We start from the raw sequence: 16,834 nt of genomic DNA on the forward strand, positions 1-16,834 counted from the left end.
CGGGGCACCGCTCGCGCGCACGGTTACGTCAGGTCACCGTGACGGTGGCGGTGGCGCCCATCGCCCCTGCCCGTACGGCGATCCGAACCGTTCCCCTGTGGACCCCGGTCAGCGTGCCCGAGCGGATGTCGAGCACAGCGACGACTTTGGGGCTCCTGAGCGCCTGCGACAGCGCCCGGTCGTCCTCGACGACCGCCAGGTTCGGGTCGCCCGCCCACGTCACCGACATCGGGTAGCGCAGCGGCACGTTACGCCCGTTCTGGCCCTCGTCGATCGCGTCGGCCGTCACCCGCGCGGTCGCGCCGACCGCCACCTGCTCCGGCGCGTGCAGCTCCACCCGGGTCAGCACCGGCCGTACGTCCGCCTGGAACCAGCCGAAGCCCCGCGGGTCGATCCGGTCCGGGTCGACCGTCGCCCGGCTCGGGTCGACCGTGACCAGTGACCAGGCGGCGAACCCGCCGTGGCCGGCGTCGCCGTACGGAACCTTGCCGACAACCGGCGCGTTGAACTCCAGTACGCCGTCGGCCCGTCGGACGTGCGCGGTGTGCGCGTGCCCGGTCACCAGCGCGACCTGCTTGCCGGAGCTGGCCCGGAACTCGGCCAGCCACTGCTCCAGCAGCTCGGCCTCGTACGGGTCGGACAGTTGCGACGAGCCGGTGCCGGTCGGGTCGAGCACCGGGTGATGCGCCGACACCACCACCGAGGAGATCGACGGGTCGGTCCTGGCGGCGTCGAGTTGCGCCCGCAACCACGGCACCTGCGACCAGTCGGACAGTCGCAGCGAGGCCAGCGTGGTGTTGAGCAGGATGAACCGGGTGCCGGCGTGGTCGAAGACCTGCCGGGTCGGACGCCCGGTGGAGGCGGTGAACTGGTTGAGCGTACCGGTGGCCGTCGCACCCGACTCGTGGTTGCCGACCGCCCAGTACAGCGGGATGTCCTCCGGCAGATGCTCGCTGAGCAACCGCTGGAACAGGGCGAAGTCCTGCGGCCGGTTGCTGTCCACCCCGTCTCCGGAGAGCAGCACGAAGTCCGGCTCGGCCGCCACGATCTCGTCGAGCGCCCGGCCGGTCTGGGTGTACGCGTACGACGTGGTGCCGCCGTCGGCGTTGATGTGCGTGTCGGAGAGGACCGCGAAGCGCCATCCGCGCCGGCCGTCCCCCGCCTGCCCGTCGGTCTGCTCCAGCACCGCCGGGTCCGGCTGGTCCGGCACGTCCGGCACGTCCAGCGCCACGCCGACCCGCGCGTCGAGCAGCGCGAGATCGAGCTGGCCGACGTCCCGCTTGTTGGTGTCCGTCTCCACCACGTAGATGCGGCTGAGCGTGATCGGCGCGCTGAACCCGGTCGGGATCGCGCCCTCGACGCGCCTCCAGCCGGTCCAGTCGACCTCGGTCGCGAACGTGAACGGCACGTTCGTCGAGCCCTGCGCCGCCATGGTGGCCCGCATCCAGTGTTTGTGCCCATCCCCCTTGATCCAGAGGGCGAGCCGCTGCGCGCCGTCCGGGATCAGCAGCGGGGTCTTCGCCACCGCGTACGCCGCCGAGGTGCCCGCCGCCTGGTTGGTGAAGTCGTAGCTGAGCCGCAGGCCCCTCTCGCCGGGCGCCGCGCCGGGGCGGTCACTGGTGTCGACCGAGGCGACGCCGGCCCTGGCGAGCACCGCCGCCGACGACCACTGGGTCGCGTCGGCCAGCGACGACAGCCGTACGTCGCTCAGGCCGATCGTCACCGGGATGCGCAGCACGTGCCCCTGCACGGTGGCGGTCACGATCGTGCCGCTGCCGGAGGCGGCGTCCAGGCCGTTGATCCGTACCGTGCCGTTCGGCTGGGCGCTGACGTCGAGCACCGACCGGTCGTAGTCGAAGGTGATGTCGCGCGGTTCGATCGGCGCGCGGAAACCCTCCGCGTCGACGCCCGTGACGGTCACGTCCCGGTGGTCGCCCGGTTCGAGGGCCAGCGCCTGCACGTCGGCCTCGAGCTGGTCGAGGTCGCCGAGTACCCGCAGGTCGACCTCCTGCCGGATGCCACCGGAGCGGGCGACGAGCTTGCCGCTTCCGCTGTGGAATCCGCGCAGCCCCCGCTGGGCGTCCGGCTTGACCAGGCTGCCCGGCACCGACTGCCACTTCACGTTGGTCAACGGCGCCGGTCCGTACGTCTCGTCGTAGCCGGCGGCGGCGACGTCGCGGGACAGGCCCGGGAAGACCCGGTCCGAGCGCAGGCGTACGTCGATGCCGTGCAGCTCGCCGCTACCCTTCGGCGGGATCAGGCCGATGCCGTTCGGCACGGGACGCTGGGTGCCGTCGGAGGGCACGTTGGTGACGCTGACCCCCGAGTCGCCGTGGCGGCGGGTCACCAGCTGGGTCGAGCCGCCACCGTCGAGCATCACCGCGTCGACGGCGCCGACCGCCTTCATCCGGTCGGCGAGTTCGAAGGCGGTCAGCCCACGCGAGCGGCTGGAGCTGCCGTCCGCGACGTACACGAGGAGCTTCCCGTCGGCGGTCCAGCCGACGGCGGTACGCGGCTTGAGCGCCGGGTTGTTGGTGTCGCCCGGGTTGATCGGCTGGGTCACCCCGTCCCGCAGGATCACCAGGTGCGCGCCGAGCGCCAGCGAGTACGGGTTGGGCGCGTCGGAACGGGCGTGGTGGTCGACCGTGACCGGCGTACCGGGGGCGGTGCCGGCGAGCTGGTCGGCGAGGCTCCCGGCGGCGAGGAGGACGTACCCGTCGCTCGGTACGGGCTCGGCCGTCTTGGCCCGGCGTACCTCGGTGACCGTGCCCTGCCTGATGACGAGTTCGACGACGGCGCCGCTGCTGCTGACGTACCCGCGGTCGCCCGGTCCCCACTTCGGCGTGTAGAGCACCGCCGAGTTGGCGGGTACGCCGTTGCTGTTCAGGCCGCCCAGCGCGAAGGTGCGGGTACCGACGGTGGCGGTGCCTTCCAGGAACATGTCGGTGATCTGGCCGACGCCGTCCGCGTCGAGCCCGACCATGGTGCCGCCGGAGCGGTCCGCCTTGATCAGCTCGCCGTCCTGGACGGCGCCGCCGATCGGCGCGTTGGTGCCGTTGATGGCGAAGAAGTCGCCGTTGGTGCCGGCGACGGCGCGGGCGGCGTCCGCCAGTTCGGTGGGCACCATGGCGCCGCTGACGCTCTCCGCGAGCAGCTTCGGCTTCGTCGGGCCCTTGAGGTCGGTGGTGAGCAGGAAGCTGTCCACGAAGCCGCCGCTGTCGTAGCTGCGGTCGCGGCTGAGGGTGACGCCGGGGGCGAGTTCTTCGACGCGGTGGCTGACCGGCAGCCAGGCGGTGTCCGCCGCCGCCGGTGCGGCCGCGGAAACCATCGCACCGTCCTCGGGCGGTACGGGTACGACCGGACCGCTGGGCGGGCGATGCCCTTCCTTGTCGTGCTCGTGATCGTGGTCGACGGCTGAGGCGTTGGCGTAGGCCGGCAGCGGTCCGGTGCCGGGCAGCGCACCCGGAGGGGTGCTCAGTGGTGCGGCCACCACGGCGAGTACGGCCAGCAGCCCGACAGGACGGGCTGACCGCCGGCGTGAGGGATGGGGTGTCATGTTAGGAACATTAGGCCCCTATTGCCGCTTGTCGTCCGAAACAGTTGGCGAATTTTGATCTCTTTGGACGCCAGGGACCGGCGCACTGAGGCGCGTGGCGGGGAAGCGGGCGGGCAGCTCGCTCACGTTGCTCCGGCGAACTGCCCACCCCGCGTCACTGCCGGGGCGGCTCGCTCCTGCGTCAGAAGGCGGGCAGGACCGAGCCCTTGTACTTGTCCTCGATGAACGTCTTCACCTCGGGCGAGTGCAGCAACTCCTCCATGAACGGCAGCGACCGTCCGATGTTGACGATCAGGCCGAGCAGCGTGTTCAGCGGCGGCGCCGCCAGCAGGCCGCCGCGGTCGGTCAGGACCAGCAGCACGCCGATCAGCAGCCCGCCGGCGCCAGAGAGCAGGGTCGCGACCCCGACCATGTACGCGGTCTCGCCGAGCCCCTGCCAGAGCAGGTCGAGGAGGTCCGGGGCGTTCACCGCGCCGGCTCCACACCGAGCCCGGCCGTGCGAAGTTCGCGCAGCGCGTCCGCCAGTCCGGGTGCCGTCTGGGGGAGTGCGATACGCAGCCGTCCCGCCCGGGTGGCCGCGAGCTGCTCGACCGCTCCGGCGACGATCCGTACGTCCAGACCACACGGTCTTCCCCCGGTCGTACGTCATCCCGACCGGTCCCGGCCAGCACTCCGAGCCAGCCGCCGCCCGTCTCGTCGACCTGCTGATCGGCAGTGGCGGCCGGGTGTGGCGGGCCAAGCACGACTTCCGGGCCGGAGGCAGGAGCTACCGGGCCGGCTCCTATGTCGTCGACCTGCACCAGCCCAAGCGCGGCCTGGTCAACTCGCTGCTCGAACCCGGGGCCGACATCACCGATCGGGTGAACGACCTCTACGCCGGCCCGGCCGCGTGGAGCCAGGGGTTGACCTGGGGTGCCACCGTCGACCGCTCTGGGACCGGTTGCCGAACGTACAGCTGACCCGGATCTACGACGGCGTTGCCCAGGGTGAACTGCCGTCCGCCGACACCGACCTGCGCCTGGACCTCCAGGACGCCGCCGACCTGCTGGCGGTCAACTCGCTGATCCGCAAGGGTGTCCGGGTGTGCCGGCTCGCCGACGGGTCGGTGGCGATTCCGGCCACCCCGGGCAGCCGTCAACTGCTCAAGGACGAGGTCCGTGCGCATGGCGTCACCTTCCAGCGTGCCCCGGCCGGCTGGCACGGGACGCCGCTGAACGAGATCGTCGTCGGCTACCTGGGCAGCGTCGAGGAACGCGACACCCTGATCGACCTCGGCTTCGCGACCCGGGCGGTGACCGCCGCGACGCTGGCCGGCACGTTGACCGACGAGGTCGATGTGCTGTTGGTGGCGAGCAACGTCAATCTGGCGAACCTGACGGCTCCGAACCGGAACGCGCTGGAGGCGTTCCTGGCCCGGGGCGGCGGCGTCGTCGGGCTGGGCACCGCCGGCGCGAGCTTCGGCAGGGCCACCTCGTTGCTGAGCGTCACCGCCACCGCCGGGCCGTCGTTGGCCAGCGGAGTGGCCAACGTCGTCAACCACGACGGCCCGGTCACCTCCGGCGCCGTCCCGCACTCCTTCATCAGCCAGCCGGTCTGGTTCACCAACCTCGGCACCGAGGTGACGGTCGAGCAGTCGTACGCCGCGGACCCGCCGCTCGCCGGCTGGTGGGCGGCAACCGGCGCCGGTACGAACGGGCAGAGCGCCGCCGCGAACCAGGCCAGCATCATCCGGAGCGTCAGCGCGGGCGGCAACGGTGTGGTGCTCTTCGGTACCGCCCCGACGTTCCGGCTGCACCGGAAGGGCCTGCAGCCGCAGTTGGGTCGAGCGCTGCTCTGGGCCGCGCAGCCGTGACGACGCCGACACAATGAGCTGATCGCACAACGGCGCGGGCCCGGATCGTCAATGCTTTCCGGGCCCGCGCCGAATCGTGGTTCGCCCCGCGGTTCTCGCGCATTGACCGCCAGGGCGCGCGTCACCCATCGGAGAATGTCGAAATGTTGGCGGTGGGGCATTATCGGCGCGTCCACCCGCCTGGCATGCGCCTGTTCGACCACGTGGGTCAGTTGCCGCCTCCGCTCGGCCAGCGCGGCCTCTCCGCCGCAGGCAGGCGTGGCTGGAGCCGGGCCGCTTCGAAGCCGTTTCCGTCATTTGGGCGACATGACCTATTAACGCCGCTGCAATATGGCTGGCCATTTCGACCCATTTCGACAGTCCGCCTGCGGACGGACGCGCCGCTGTATCCTGCACTGGCCCAGGTCGAGTCCCCCTTCGCGTCGACCTGGGTCGGACGCTCAATCGTGCCTCCGTACGCCCCTCACACGCATGGTGAATATAGATGTCAATCGACGCCCAGACTGCGCTGATTCCCAGCCGGCGGGATCCCGTCCCAGACACGCCGCAGGCGGACGCCTGGGACCGGCAGGGAGACGGCGGCCACGAGGAGCGGAGCCTGGCCACCCGGCGCCGGGCGCTGAGCACCCTGGCGTGGGTGCTTCCCGCGTTGCTGGTCGCAGGGCTGGGCATCGTCCGCGCCACCTGGCCCGGCCAGCGGCCCGAAGAGCTCGACCACTGGGCTTTCGTGACCCGGCCGTGGGCCGAGGCGATGCGTCTGCTCGACGGCCTGGACACCACCACGGCGCTCTACTACGTCGGGCTCAAGGGGTGGGCGGAGCTGCTCGGCACGTCTGACTTCGCCCTGCGGCTGCCGTCGGTGCTCGCGATGGCCGTTGCCACCGCGCTCTGCGCGAGGGTGGGCACCGGCCTGGCCACGCCGCGGGTCGGCTTCATCGCCGGCCTGTTGTTCGCGCTGCTGCCGACGACGTCCCGCTACGCGCAGGAGATCGGTCCGCAGGCGCTCATCATCTGCCTCGCCGCCCTCGCCACCGCCGCGCTCGTCTGGCTGTTCGAGCGGCCGAAGGCACTTCGCGTGGCCGGCTACTCCCTGGTCGTCGTACTGCTGGGGGTGGTCAGCGCCCCGGCGGTGAGCCTGGTCTTCGCGCACGGTGTGGCGGTCTTCGTCATGCGGCGGCGGCTCTTCCTGGGATGGCTGGCCGGGGTGCTCGTCGCGCTCCTTCCGATCGGCGCCGTGGCGTACGCGTTGAATTCGACGGTTTTCCACCTGGGCGACGGCAAGGCCGCCGCGCTGTCGGAGGTCGCCCGGCTGCCCGAGGTGCTCTTCGGGGTGCCGCTGCTCGGCGGCATCCTCATCGGGCTGGGGCTGCTGAGCGTCTCACTGCGCAAGCCCGGCATCGTCTTCACCACCTGGGCCGTCGGGACCGGCGCCGTGCTCTACCTGGTGTCGTCTCTCACCCCGTTCTGGAACGTCGAGTCGCTGCTCCTGACGCTCCCGGCCTGGACGCTGCTGGCCGCGATGGCACTCAACCACGCCCCGGTGTTCCGCGGAGTGGTCGTCGCGGTGGTGGCCACGGTGCTGGCCGTGCCGCAACAGGTCGAGATCCGGCAGCCGGACGGGCACGGGCTGGCCGGGGCCGAGTTCGCCGCCGTGCTGACGGAGAACGTCAAGCCCGGCGACGTGATCGTCTTCGGTCCGGCGGACCGCGACGGGCAGATCGGGCGTGACCTGTTGGCGCGCTACGTGCGGCCCGACGCGCGGCCCAAGGACGTCCTCGCGGTGCGGGCCCCACGCACCGACGGCGCGCTCTTCGCCGAGGAGTGCCCGGACGTCGCCAAGTGCCTCGGTGTCGCGCCCCGGGTGTGGCTGCTCCGCGCGGGCGCGACGGATGAACCACTGGAGGGCATGCCGGCGACGAAGGACGGGCCGCTCCGCACCGCGTACGCCGCCGAGCGGACGTGGCAGCCCGCCGGGCTCACGCTCACGCTCTTCGCGCTCGTCCCCACGACCGCCCGACGATAGCGAGGACCAGAGCGATGTTGGCTTTCCTCCTCCAGCTCAGGGCCTGGACGGAGACGGGTGAATTCTTCCTGTTCGCCCTCTTCATGCTGGGCATCTGGCTGCTGTGGATCCTGCGGGTGTGTCTCGCTGCCTACTACCGTCCGGTCGACGAGCCGTACGAGGTGACGACGTCGGTCATCATCCCGGTGGTGGACGAGCCCGAGGACCTCTTCCGGTCGGTGGTCGGGCGGATCATCGAGCAACGCCCCACCGAGATCATCGTCGTGATCAACGGTCCGCGTAACGAGGTGCTCGAAAAGATCTGTACGGATCTGGGCGTGCGCTGGGTCTGGACGGACATCCCGGGTAAGCGCAACGCCCTGAAGGTGGGCATCGGCATGGCCACCTCCGACATCGCGGTGCTCGTCGACTCCGACACCGTCTGGTCCAGCCACACCCTGTCGGAACTGGTCAAGCCGTTCCGCGATCCGAAGGTCGGCGGCGTCACGACCCGTCAGCGGATCCTCGATCCGGGCCGCACGGTGCTGACCCGGTGGGCCGACTGGCTGGAGAACGTCCGGAACGAGTACTCGATGCCGGCAATGAGCGTGCTCGGCACGGTCGGCTGCCTGCCGGGCCGGACCATCGCGTTCCGCCGGTCCATTCTGGTGCGCTGCATGGACCGCTTCCTCACCGAACGCTTCCTCGGCGTGTTCCTTGAGGTCAGCGACGACCGCACGTTGACCAACTACACGCTGCTGAGCGGGTTCCGGACGGTGTACCAGTCGACGTCGCTGGTCTACACGGACGCGCCGACGCAGCTCAAGAAGTTGGCCAAGCAGCAGTACCGCTGGGCGCGTGGGTCGCAGTACAACACCCTGCGCATGCTGCCGTGGATGCTGCGGAACACCCCCCTGCTCGCCGTGTTCTACATCGCCGACATCATCGTTCCCTTCGTCCTCGTCGGCTCCTTCGTCTCCTGGGGGGTGACGCTCGCGACGGGGGCGAACTCGGAGCTGTACAACTCCCTGCCGCTGCCCTCCCAGCCGCTGGTGGCGGTGCTCTCGATCCTGCTCCTGGCCGGGCTGATGACCACCCTCTCGCTGGCGGTGCGCTTCGGCCGGCACTTCGCGTACCGGCCGAGAGACATGCTGCACCTGCCCGCGTTCATGCTGATCAACACCCTCATGTTGATGCCGATCCGGGTGCTCGGGTTCTTCCGGATGGCGCACAACGCGGGCTGGGGCACGCGGGCCGGTGGGTTCGCCGGCGAGAAGGAACGCAACCCGCAGTTGATCGTGCCGTACGTGCTAGGGAGTCTGATGCTGGCCGCATCGGTGATGATCGGTGTCTGAGCATGGGCGTCGCTCGCGGCGCACCTTCTGGATCTGGATGGCCGCCAACGGGGTGATCCTCGCCCTGATCGCCGGCTGGCTACTCCGGCCCGGCGAAGCGGACCCGACGGTCGCCGGCACCAAGCCGCCGTCCGGCGTTGCCGGCGCCACCCCCTCGCCGACCGAGGTCCCGATCCCGACCAAGGCCGAGATCATGGGCATCAAGGGCCAGCGCTTCGGACTCAGCGCGCCGGACGTGCCGTGGTCGGCGGCGAAGACCGAACGGTTGTCCACCGCCGCCGGGGCCAATCCGTCGATGATGATGGTCTTCGTCAAGTGGACCGAGGAGTTCCGGGTCGAACCGATCGAACTCTGCTACGAGCGGGGGGCGTTGCCCGTCCTCTCCTGGGAGCCCTGGGCCGGCAACGACAGCGGGACCAGTCAGCCGAAGTACGCACTGTCCAAGATCATCGACGGGTCGTACGACGAGTACGTGACGCGGTTCGCCACCGCGGTACGCGACGCCCGCTGGCCCGTCGCGATCCGGTTCGCCCACGAGATGAACGGTTCCTGGTATCCGTGGTCGGAGAGTCGGTCCGGCAACAAGAAGGGCCAGTACGTGCGCGCGTGGCGGCACGTGCACGACATCTTCCAGAAGGTGGGCACCACCAACGTCATCTGGATCTGGAGCCCCAACATCCTCCGCCCGGTGCCGAAGGTGAGCATTGCCGCGTTGTACCCCGGCGACGACTACGTCGACTGGGCGGGCATGGTCGGCTACGCGGTCAAGGAGAGCACCGCCGCGCCGGTCTTCGAGCCCACCATCAAGGCGATCCGGAAGGTGACTCAGAAGCCGATCGTGATCACGGAGACGGGGGTCCAGCCCGGTCCGCGCAAGGTCGGGTGGATAACGAACTTCTTCGCCTGGCTGCCCAAGCATCCGGATGTCATCGGCTTCATCTGGTTCGAGTACAGCAAGGAGCAGGGCGGCTCGGCCGACTGGCGGTACACCGCCACGCCCGCGGCGACCACGGCGTTCAAGGCGGGCCTCAAGTCCCTGAAGCCGGCCCCGGGGCCGGCCGCGGGGTAGCTGTGAACGGGTACCGCCGTCGCCGGCGGGCGCGGCCGGGGCACCGGTAGACGCCGGCGACGGTGGCGGCCCGCCGCGACAACCACGCCAGTAATGAACCGCCCCGTCCCGGAGCCGGGACGGGGCGGCGGCGTGCCCGGCCTCAGCCGGCATTCTCCGATCAGGCGGCCGGGGCCGCCTGGCAGTCCTTGATGATGCCCCGGATGACGGGCTGCGTCTCAGGGTCGGTCGTGACATTCCAGGACAGGTTTCCGACCTTGTTGCCGAGCTGCGCCGCGCCCCGCGACTCGGCCTGGGAGAGGACGACGCCCTCGACCCAGGAGGCGCCGGTGGTGGCGAGCCAGGTGCGCAGGTCGACCAGCCACTTCACGCGACCCTGCGCCGCGGTGTTCATCTCGGTGATGATGAGCTTCTTGCCGAAGAGCTGCCGCGCCCGCTCGAACCGCTCGACGAACTCGCCTACCGTGTACTCCTTCTTGCCACCGAAGTTGATCATGGTGGAACCGAGCAGGTCGACGTACTCGTCGCCGGGCCAGTACCGCCGGACGGTGGCCTCCCAGGTGGCGAGCGGCTCGAAGAGCGACGGGTTGACCGAGAACACGAACCGGGCGTTGTCGGCGCCGGCCTCGCGGAAGATGTCCACCATCCTTCGCCACGCCGCCACGTAGTTTGCCGGATCCCGGCTCCACGGGTACCAGTCGCCATTCATCTCGTGCCCGAACCGGACGTAGACCCTCAGCCCGGACTTGGCGATGGACTCGGCGAAGGCCCGGATGTACGCGTCCTTCTTGCCCGCGGCGATCGCCGCGTTGCTGAACTCCGGCTGCTCGGCGTACTGGGCTTCCTTGCCCTCCGCCGCGCTGACCGTCGTCCACGGCTCCCACGTCAACATGAAGGTCTGTACGCCGTTGCGCCGCAGCTCCTCGAAGTGGTTGTCGATGGTGCGGTCGCGGCTCCAGGCCTCGAACTCCATCACCATGGTCGGGTTCTCGCCGACCGCGGCCGCCCAGTCGTCGACCTTCCAGGGGTCGGTGGCGACGCCGAACACCCGAGCCGGTGCGGCCTTCGCCGCTGCCGCGCTGCTGGCGCCGGGGGTCGCCTTGTCCGACGCGCACCCGGTCAGGCCCGCGATCGGCAGCACAACCGCGAGCGCGAGCGCGAGCATGCCACGCTTGGCAGCCATCTGACTCCTCCTACTGACGTGGCATCCGGCCCACATGTTATCGACCATCGACCGTGCCGCAGATAGGCAGTATCTAGCTGGTATTGAGCCGAATTGTCCTTGCGCTGCCCTCCTGTTCGCGTCGGCGTGGCTGGTGCCGGTCGAGGCCGGCGAGGCCGGACCAGCGCCGCAGCCGACGAGGAAACTGGCTACAGGTCCCGCGAACCAGGGCATTCCGGGCCGGCGGATGGACGCCGCTGGTCACCATGGCGGCATGCGCAGATGGCAACGCCCGTACTCGCTCGACGCCGTGTCCGGCTTCGCGGTGCAGGGACTGGTCGCGGCGGTCGGTGTCGGCACGTTCCTCGTGGTCATGTTTGCCCGCGAGGAGGTGCCGACACCGTTGGCGATCCTCTTCGGGGTGTGGTTGACCGGTTCCGTCGCCGTCACGGCGCGGCGGGCGATGCTCGGGGTCTACGTCAGTGACGACGGGATCCGGTCCCGGTCCATGCTGCGTACGACCACGGTGCCGTGGGCGTCGGTATCGGCCGTCCGCAGCGGCGCGGCCATCGTGGCGGGCCTGGATCAGGGCCGCACCGCGATCACCATCGAACGAACCGACGGAGTCTCGGTACCGACTCCGATACAGCGCGGCGGCCTCGTCCGGTCGTTCCTGTTCTGGCTCAACCTGGGCCAGGTGGCCACCTGGCCGGAACACTACGACGAGATCCTGGCGACACTGCAGGCCCACCACCGTGACGCGCGGCGCCGCCGGCAGACGGCGTCCGACGATCGGCCGGCCCAGCCTTCCGCCGCCGGGCCGGCGAGCCCGTCCACCGACGTCGGCCGGGCACCCACGGCCCGCGATGCCTCGACCGACGACAGGCGGCGCGACATCCACACGCTGACCCGGCAGCACCAGCGCGGCGCGCTCACCGACGCCGAGTTCGCCGCGGAACTGGCGAGGATCCGCGACACCGACTGACTTGATCCTTGCCGGACGCGGCGGCGTCGTTCGGGCTCAACGGCTGACCGCCGTCTCCCGCTCGATACGGGACAACTTCGCGGGATTACGCACGGCGTAGAGCCCGGTGACGAGGCCGTCGTCGACGCGGACCGCGACGACGGTGTCGATCTCACCGTCGATCCGGAGAATCAGCGCCGGGCAACCATTGACCTGTGCCGGATGCGGCGACACCGCGGCGGCGATCCTGCCCAGCCCGGCGGTCAGCAGGCGGCACACCTTGTCGGCCCCCACGACGGGCGACAGGACCGCCTTCACGACTCCGCCGCCGTCACCGATCAGGACGACGTCCGGTGCGAGGATGTCGAGCAGTTGCCGCAGGTCGCCCGTCTCGACCGCCCGTTGGAACGCCTCGATCGCGTCGCGGGTCTCGGCGGCGGAGGTGACCCCGCGCGGTCGACGTGCGGCGACGTGTGCCCGGGCCCGGTGGGCGATCTGACGGACCGCGGCAGGACTCTTGTCGACGGCCTCCGCGATCTCGTCGTACGCCAGGTCGAACACCTCGCGCAGTACGAACACCGCCCGCTCGGTCGGGGTGAGGGTCTCCAGCACCAGCAGCATGGCCATCGAGACGCTGTCGGCCAACTCGACGTCCTCGGCCACGTCGGGCGCGGTCAGCAGCGGCTCGGGCAGCCAGGGGCCGACGTAGGACTCCTTGCGCCGGCGCAGCGTTCGCAGCCGGCTCAGCGCCTGACGGGTGGTGATCCGGACCAGGTACGCGCGCTGGTCCCGCACCACGCCGAGGTCCACGCCCACCCACCGCAGCCAGGTCTCCTGCAGGACGTCCTCCGCGTCGGCGGCCGAGCCGAGCATCTCGTACGCGACCGTGAAGAGCAGGTTTCGGTGGGCGAGGAACGCCTCGGTGGCGGAGTCCATGGGATCGCCGGACGCGAGCGGCTCGGTCGTGTCCATTGTTCGCTCGCTCACCGCTGGCTCCTGCCTGTTCACTGCCGACCCTGCCACACACACGAGACGCCGGCACCCGCCGCCGGTGTGACACCCGCAGCCGGTGGCGCACGCCACATGACCGCGGGCGCCACGCCGGATCGGTCAGTCGGTGCCTGCCCGGGTCGACGGGGGCCAGGCGGCGAGCGGGTTGCGGAGGGTGCCGACGAGTTGCAGGGCGGCGGAGGGGTCGGCCAGGTCGACCATCTGCTGGTTGTCGCGGAGTTGGAGCCGGTTGAGGCAGGACAGGGCGAACTCGTCGGCGAACAGGTCGTACCGCTGGAACCGGTCGGCCAGGTGGGGCATCCGGTCGCGGTAGTCGGCGGCGCAGGTGGCCACGGTCCGCCAGAAGGTCTCCTCGGCCAGTACGCCCTCGGTGGCGAGCAGCGCGCCCAGGTGCCGGAAGAAGCAGTCGAACACGTCCGTGAAGATCGACAGGAGGCGCGTCTCCTCCGGGATGTCCGCCTGGATCCGGCGTACCTGCTCGGGCAGCGTCATCGCCGGGTCCATCACCACGATCTCCTCGGCGATGTCCTTGAAGATCACCCGTTCCACGCGTCCGCCGTCCAGCACCAGGATGACGTTCTCGCCGTGCGGCATGAACGCCAGGTCGTACGCGTAGAAGGTGTGCAGCAGCGGGACCAGGTACGCGTCCAGGTAGCGACGCAGCCACCCCTCGGCGGACAGCCCGGACTCCGCGATCAGCGCGGCGGCCAGCGACCGGCCGGCGGCGTCGGTGTGCAGCAGCGACGCCATGGTGGCCAACCGCTGACCCGGCTCCAGGGTCGGCACGGGGCTCTCCCGCCACAGCGCGGCGAGCATCTTCCGGTAGGGGGAGTACCGGTCGGTGGCCGCCTCGAACTGCCGGTGCCGGTACCCGATCGCGGCGCGTTCCCGCAGGATCGTCAGGCCGGTCGACTTGATCAGGTCGTCGCCGTCGAGGAGGTCGGCGAGCCAGTCGTTGATCGCCGGGGTGGCCGCCATGTACGCGGCGGACAGCCCCCGCAGGAAGCCCATGTTCAGTACGGACAGGGCGGTCTTGACGTAGTCCCGGTGCGGCGCGGTGATGTTGAAGAAGGTCCGGATCGACTGTTGGGCGAGGTGTTCGTCCGGGCCCTCGCCGAGGCAGACCAGCCGGCGGGTGGCCACCTCGCCGGCGAAGGTGACCGAGATCCGGTTCCACCACTGCCAGGGGTGCACCGGGATGAGCAGGTAGTGGGCCGGGTCGAGACCGAGGCCGGTGAGGGTGGCGGCGAACCGGGCCAGGGTCTCGTCGCCGAGCTGCTGCCGGAGGTGGGTGTCGTAGTCCAGGTCCGTCGTACAGGTGAAGGTGGCGTGGTCGCGGTGCGCGGCCAGCCAGAGCAGGCGGACCGGCCGGCCGGCCTCCGGGGCGTACCGGTGGTAGTCGCGGATGCCGAAGCCGAGCCGCCCGTTGTTGGCGACGAAGCAGGGGTGCCCCTCGGTCATGCCGGTCTCGATGGCCTGGAAGTCGGCTCGGGCCAGCTCGGCGGCGGGCACCGGCGGCCGGCTGAGCTTGTACGCCGTCCCGGCCAGCGTCGAGGTGATCTCCTCCAGGTAGAGCGGCAGCACCCGGTCGGAGAGGCCGAGCGCGCCGCGCAGGTCGGTGCAGAGGTCCAGGGCGTCCAGCGGCAGCTCCCGCCCGTCCCGGTGTCGGGTGATGCTGTCCGGGTCGATGTGCCAGTGCTCCAGGGTGAGCACCTGGGCGGTGAACCGGTACTCGACGGTGCCGTCGTCGCCGCGCACCACGTACCGGTCGGCGCCGATCGGTTCCGGGGTGAGCAGCCGTTCGTGGGCGAACTCGGCGAGCGCCTTGCGGACCAGCAGCCGGTTGGCCCGCTCCCAGTGCGCCGGGGTCAGGTGCGCGACCGACCGGTCCGGGGCGGGCGACAGGTCGGGAGCGGGGGACTGGACGGGGTTCACGCGGGCACTCCTCCGGGGGTGGCCGGACCGCCGGTGGTCAGGCCGGTGGCGTTCTCGAACATGGCGCGGGTGCAGACGCTGAGCAGGGCGTCCTTTTCGGGTTTGGCGATCGGGCCGACGACGGTGAAGCCGACGGCCGCGTTGAGGGCGTGCACCGCGCTGTTGCGCACGTCCGGTTCGACCACCACCCGTCGGGTCGCCGGGTCGGCGAAGAGCCAGGCCATGACCGTGGTGATCACGGCCAGGGTGAAGCCGTGCACCGGCGTGTCGGTGGGCGCGCAGAGGAAGTGCATGCCGACGTCGCCCTCCGCCGCGTCGTGCAGGCCGACCAGTTCGACGTGCGCGGGGCCGTACCGTTCGGCGAGGAAGGCCGGCTGGTCCCGCCACAGGCCGACGAAGGCGTCGTGGTGCGGGTGGGCGTGGATGCGGCGGTACTCGCCGGCGACCGCGGCCAGGTCGGCGTCGAGCATCATCCAGAACGCGGCCTTCGGGTGGGTCACCCAGCCACGCAGCAGCGCGGCGTCCGCGTCCGGGTCGAGCGTACGCAGGGCGAACGCGCCGAGCCGTCGGTCGTTCCGGCGGTACACGACGGTGGTCACGACGACGCTCCCGCCGGCACGCCGAACTCCTGGAACGCGATCCGCTTCTCGATCGGGTAGTGCTCCCGTCCGGTCAGCTCCCGGATGATCCACGAGTTGCGGTACGGGCCCATGCCCAGGTCGGGCGAGGTGATGCTGTGGGTGTGGGTGCCGGCGTTCTGGAGGAAGACCTCCCGTCCGGCGTGGTCGATGGTGTAGTTGCGGGCCACGTCGAAGCGGCCGTGCGCGTCCCGGCGGAGCCGGTCGCGCACCGGTTCCAGGAAGTCCGGCACCTGGTAGCGGTAGCCGGTGGCCAGGATCAGCCCATCGGTGTCCAGGGTGAAGTCCCGTTCCTGCTCGACGTGGCGCAGGTCGAGCGTGTAACCGCCGGTCGACTCGTCGTACCGGGCGTCGGTCAGCTCGGTGTTGGTGAGCAGCCGGGTGCGTACCGGCCCGTCCAGGCCGTGGGCGTAGAGCAGGTCGAAGATGTCGTTGATCAGGTCGGAGTTGATCCCCTTGAACAGGCCCTTCTGCTCGGACTCCAGGCGGTAGCGGGTCGGCTCGGGCAGGGCGTGGAAGTAGTCCACGTAGTCGGGGGAGGTCATCTCCAGGGTGAGCTTGGTGTATTCGAGGGGGAAGAAGCGGGGCGACCGGGTCACCCAGTTGAGCTGGTAGTGGTGGTTGTCGAGGTCGGTGAGCAGCTCGTGGTAGATCTCGGCGGCGCTCTGTCCACTGCCGACGATGGTGATGCTGTCCTTGGCCCGCAGCGTGTCCCGGTGTTCCAGGTAACGGGAGTTGTGGATCACATCCCCGCCGAGCCCGGCGCAGGCCGCCGGCAGGTACGGCGGGGTGCCGGTGCCCAGCACCAGGTGCCGCCCGCGGAACTCCCTCGTCTTCCCGGTCGCACCGACCGTGGCACTGACGGTGTACCCGTCGTCGTCGTACCGGACCGACGTGACCTCGTGGCCGAAGCGGAGGCCCGGCAGCTTTCCGGCCGCCCAGCGGCAGTAGTCGTTGTACTCCCGGCGCAGCGGATAGAAGCTCTCCCGGATGTAGAACGGATAGAGCCGTCCGGACTCCTTCAGGTAGTTGAGGAACGAGTACGGCGAGGTCGGGTCGGCCAGGCTGACCAGGTCGGCGATGAACGGCGTCTGGAGCCGGCTCGACTCCAGCAGCATTCCGGGGTGCCAGTCGAACTCCGACCGGGCCTCCAGGAAGACACCGTCCAGGTCGGCGATCGGCTCGGCCAGGCAGGCCAGCCCGAGGTTGTACGGGCCCAGGCCGATCGCGACGAAGTCGTGGGTGGTGGACATGCGGCTCTTTCTCCAGGGCGCGGGACGCGGGGAAACG

Annotated in this window: 14 protein-coding genes; 6 read left to right on the forward strand and 8 right to left on the reverse strand. The window is 70.6% G+C overall.

Features of this window, described 5'->3' with window-relative positions; translation table 11 throughout:
- Positions 1-28: 28 nt before the first annotated feature.
- The 3 genes from GA0070621_RS09105 to GA0070621_RS31260 all read right to left on the reverse strand — a co-directional run bounded on the left by GA0070621_RS09105 (position 29) and on the right by GA0070621_RS31260 (position 4,174).
- On the reverse strand, positions 29-3,556 hold the full coding sequence (locus GA0070621_RS09105; protein WP_091193317.1) for a phosphodiester glycosidase family protein: 3,528 nt from the start codon (positions 3,554-3,556) through the stop codon (positions 29-31).
- A 181-nt stretch (positions 3,557-3,737) separates the two neighbouring features.
- A complete protein-coding gene (locus tag GA0070621_RS09110; protein WP_091193319.1) occupies positions 3,738-4,025 on the reverse strand; it encodes a hypothetical protein in 288 nt (95 codons plus the stop codon).
- Positions 4,022-4,174: an NIL domain-containing protein gene (locus tag GA0070621_RS31260; RefSeq protein ID WP_091202224.1), complete on the reverse strand. Its 153-nt coding sequence runs from the start codon at positions 4,172-4,174 to the stop codon at positions 4,022-4,024. The genes GA0070621_RS09110 and GA0070621_RS31260 overlap by 4 nt, the downstream gene beginning before the upstream one ends.
- On the opposite strand from GA0070621_RS31260, the gene GA0070621_RS30745 reads away from it, so the two are divergent.
- The 5 genes from GA0070621_RS30745 (at position 4,102) to GA0070621_RS09135 (ending at position 9,834) form a co-directional block, all read left to right on the forward strand.
- Positions 4,102-4,515: a hypothetical protein gene (locus GA0070621_RS30745; RefSeq protein WP_167666734.1), complete on the forward strand. Its 414-nt coding sequence runs from the start codon at positions 4,102-4,104 to the stop codon at positions 4,513-4,515. The two genes, GA0070621_RS31260 and GA0070621_RS30745, sit on opposite strands and share 73 nt — an antisense overlap.
- Positions 4,497-5,408: a ThuA domain-containing protein gene (locus GA0070621_RS09120; RefSeq protein WP_167666735.1), complete on the forward strand. Its 912-nt coding sequence runs from the start codon at positions 4,497-4,499 to the stop codon at positions 5,406-5,408. Before GA0070621_RS30745 ends, GA0070621_RS09120 begins: the two co-directional genes overlap by 19 nt.
- A gap of 484 nt (positions 5,409-5,892) precedes the next feature.
- Positions 5,893-7,431 carry a hypothetical protein gene (locus GA0070621_RS09125; protein ID WP_091193322.1) on the forward strand — a complete coding sequence of 513 codons (1,539 nt, stop codon included), beginning with the start codon at positions 5,893-5,895 and terminating at the stop codon, positions 7,429-7,431.
- Between the two features lie 14 nt (positions 7,432-7,445).
- Positions 7,446-8,765: a glycosyltransferase family 2 protein gene (locus GA0070621_RS09130; protein ID WP_091193324.1), complete on the forward strand. Its 1,320-nt coding sequence runs from the start codon at positions 7,446-7,448 to the stop codon at positions 8,763-8,765.
- Positions 8,758-9,834: a glycoside hydrolase family 26 protein gene (locus tag GA0070621_RS09135; protein ID WP_157739905.1), complete on the forward strand. Its 1,077-nt coding sequence runs from the start codon at positions 8,758-8,760 to the stop codon at positions 9,832-9,834. The genes GA0070621_RS09130 and GA0070621_RS09135 overlap by 8 nt, the downstream gene beginning before the upstream one ends.
- Before the next feature lie 160 nt (positions 9,835-9,994).
- Here the strand turns inward: GA0070621_RS09135 and GA0070621_RS09140 are convergent, their stop codons facing one another.
- Positions 9,995-11,017 (reverse strand): glycoside hydrolase family 26 protein, encoded by a 1,023-nt coding sequence (locus tag GA0070621_RS09140; RefSeq protein ID WP_157739906.1) that lies wholly within the window; start codon positions 11,015-11,017, stop codon positions 9,995-9,997.
- A 34-nt stretch (positions 11,018-11,051) separates the two neighbouring features.
- On the opposite strand from GA0070621_RS09140, the gene GA0070621_RS09145 reads away from it, so the two are divergent.
- Complete coding sequence (locus GA0070621_RS09145; protein ID WP_167666736.1) at positions 11,052-11,981, forward strand: PH domain-containing protein; 930 nt, start codon at positions 11,052-11,054, stop codon at positions 11,979-11,981.
- A gap of 36 nt (positions 11,982-12,017) precedes the next feature.
- Here the strand turns inward: GA0070621_RS09145 and GA0070621_RS09150 are convergent, their stop codons facing one another.
- The 4 genes from GA0070621_RS09150 to GA0070621_RS09165 all read right to left on the reverse strand — a co-directional run bounded on the left by GA0070621_RS09150 (position 12,018) and on the right by GA0070621_RS09165 (position 16,797).
- Positions 12,018-12,896, reverse strand: coding sequence for an RNA polymerase sigma-70 factor (locus GA0070621_RS09150; protein ID WP_197674008.1), 879 nt, complete (start codon positions 12,894-12,896; stop codon positions 12,018-12,020).
- 174 nt (positions 12,897-13,070) lie between these two features.
- Entirely contained in the window at positions 13,071-14,906 is a 1,836-nt protein-coding gene (locus GA0070621_RS09155) for an IucA/IucC family protein (protein WP_269455491.1), read from the reverse strand.
- Positions 14,903-15,505: a GNAT family N-acetyltransferase gene (locus tag GA0070621_RS09160; RefSeq protein ID WP_091193336.1), complete on the reverse strand. Its 603-nt coding sequence runs from the start codon at positions 15,503-15,505 to the stop codon at positions 14,903-14,905. Before GA0070621_RS09160 ends, GA0070621_RS09155 begins: the two co-directional genes overlap by 4 nt.
- Positions 15,502-16,797, reverse strand: coding sequence for a lysine N(6)-hydroxylase/L-ornithine N(5)-oxygenase family protein (locus GA0070621_RS09165; protein WP_091193339.1), 1,296 nt, complete (start codon positions 16,795-16,797; stop codon positions 15,502-15,504). The genes GA0070621_RS09160 and GA0070621_RS09165 overlap by 4 nt, the downstream gene beginning before the upstream one ends.
- Positions 16,798-16,834: the final 37 nt, after the last annotated feature.

Origin of the sequence: Micromonospora narathiwatensis (assembly GCF_900089605.1) — a bacterium.
In the GTDB taxonomy this organism is placed as follows: Bacteria; Actinomycetota; Actinomycetes; order Mycobacteriales; family Micromonosporaceae; genus Micromonospora; species Micromonospora narathiwatensis.

What these genes read in the sequence shown, in the direction of transcription:
- GA0070621_RS09145 (WP_167666736.1), top strand. Translation starts at nt 11,052, where the DNA reads ATGTTATCGACCATCGACCGTGCCGCAGATAGGCAGTATCTAGCTGGT.
- GA0070621_RS09105 (WP_091193317.1), bottom strand. Translation starts at nt 3,556, where the DNA reads ATGACACCCCATCCCTCACGCCGGCGGTCAGCCCGTCCTGTCGGGCTG.
- GA0070621_RS09165 (WP_091193339.1), bottom strand. Translation starts at nt 16,797, where the DNA reads ATGTCCACCACCCACGACTTCGTCGCGATCGGCCTGGGCCCGTACAAC.
- GA0070621_RS09125 (WP_091193322.1), top strand. Translation starts at nt 5,893, where the DNA reads ATGTCAATCGACGCCCAGACTGCGCTGATTCCCAGCCGGCGGGATCCC.
- GA0070621_RS09140 (WP_157739906.1), bottom strand. Translation starts at nt 11,017, where the DNA reads ATGGCTGCCAAGCGTGGCATGCTCGCGCTCGCGCTCGCGGTTGTGCTG.
- GA0070621_RS09130 (WP_091193324.1), top strand. Translation starts at nt 7,446, where the DNA reads ATGTTGGCTTTCCTCCTCCAGCTCAGGGCCTGGACGGAGACGGGTGAA.
- GA0070621_RS09150 (WP_197674008.1), bottom strand. Translation starts at nt 12,896, where the DNA reads ATGGACTCCGCCACCGAGGCGTTCCTCGCCCACCGAAACCTGCTCTTC.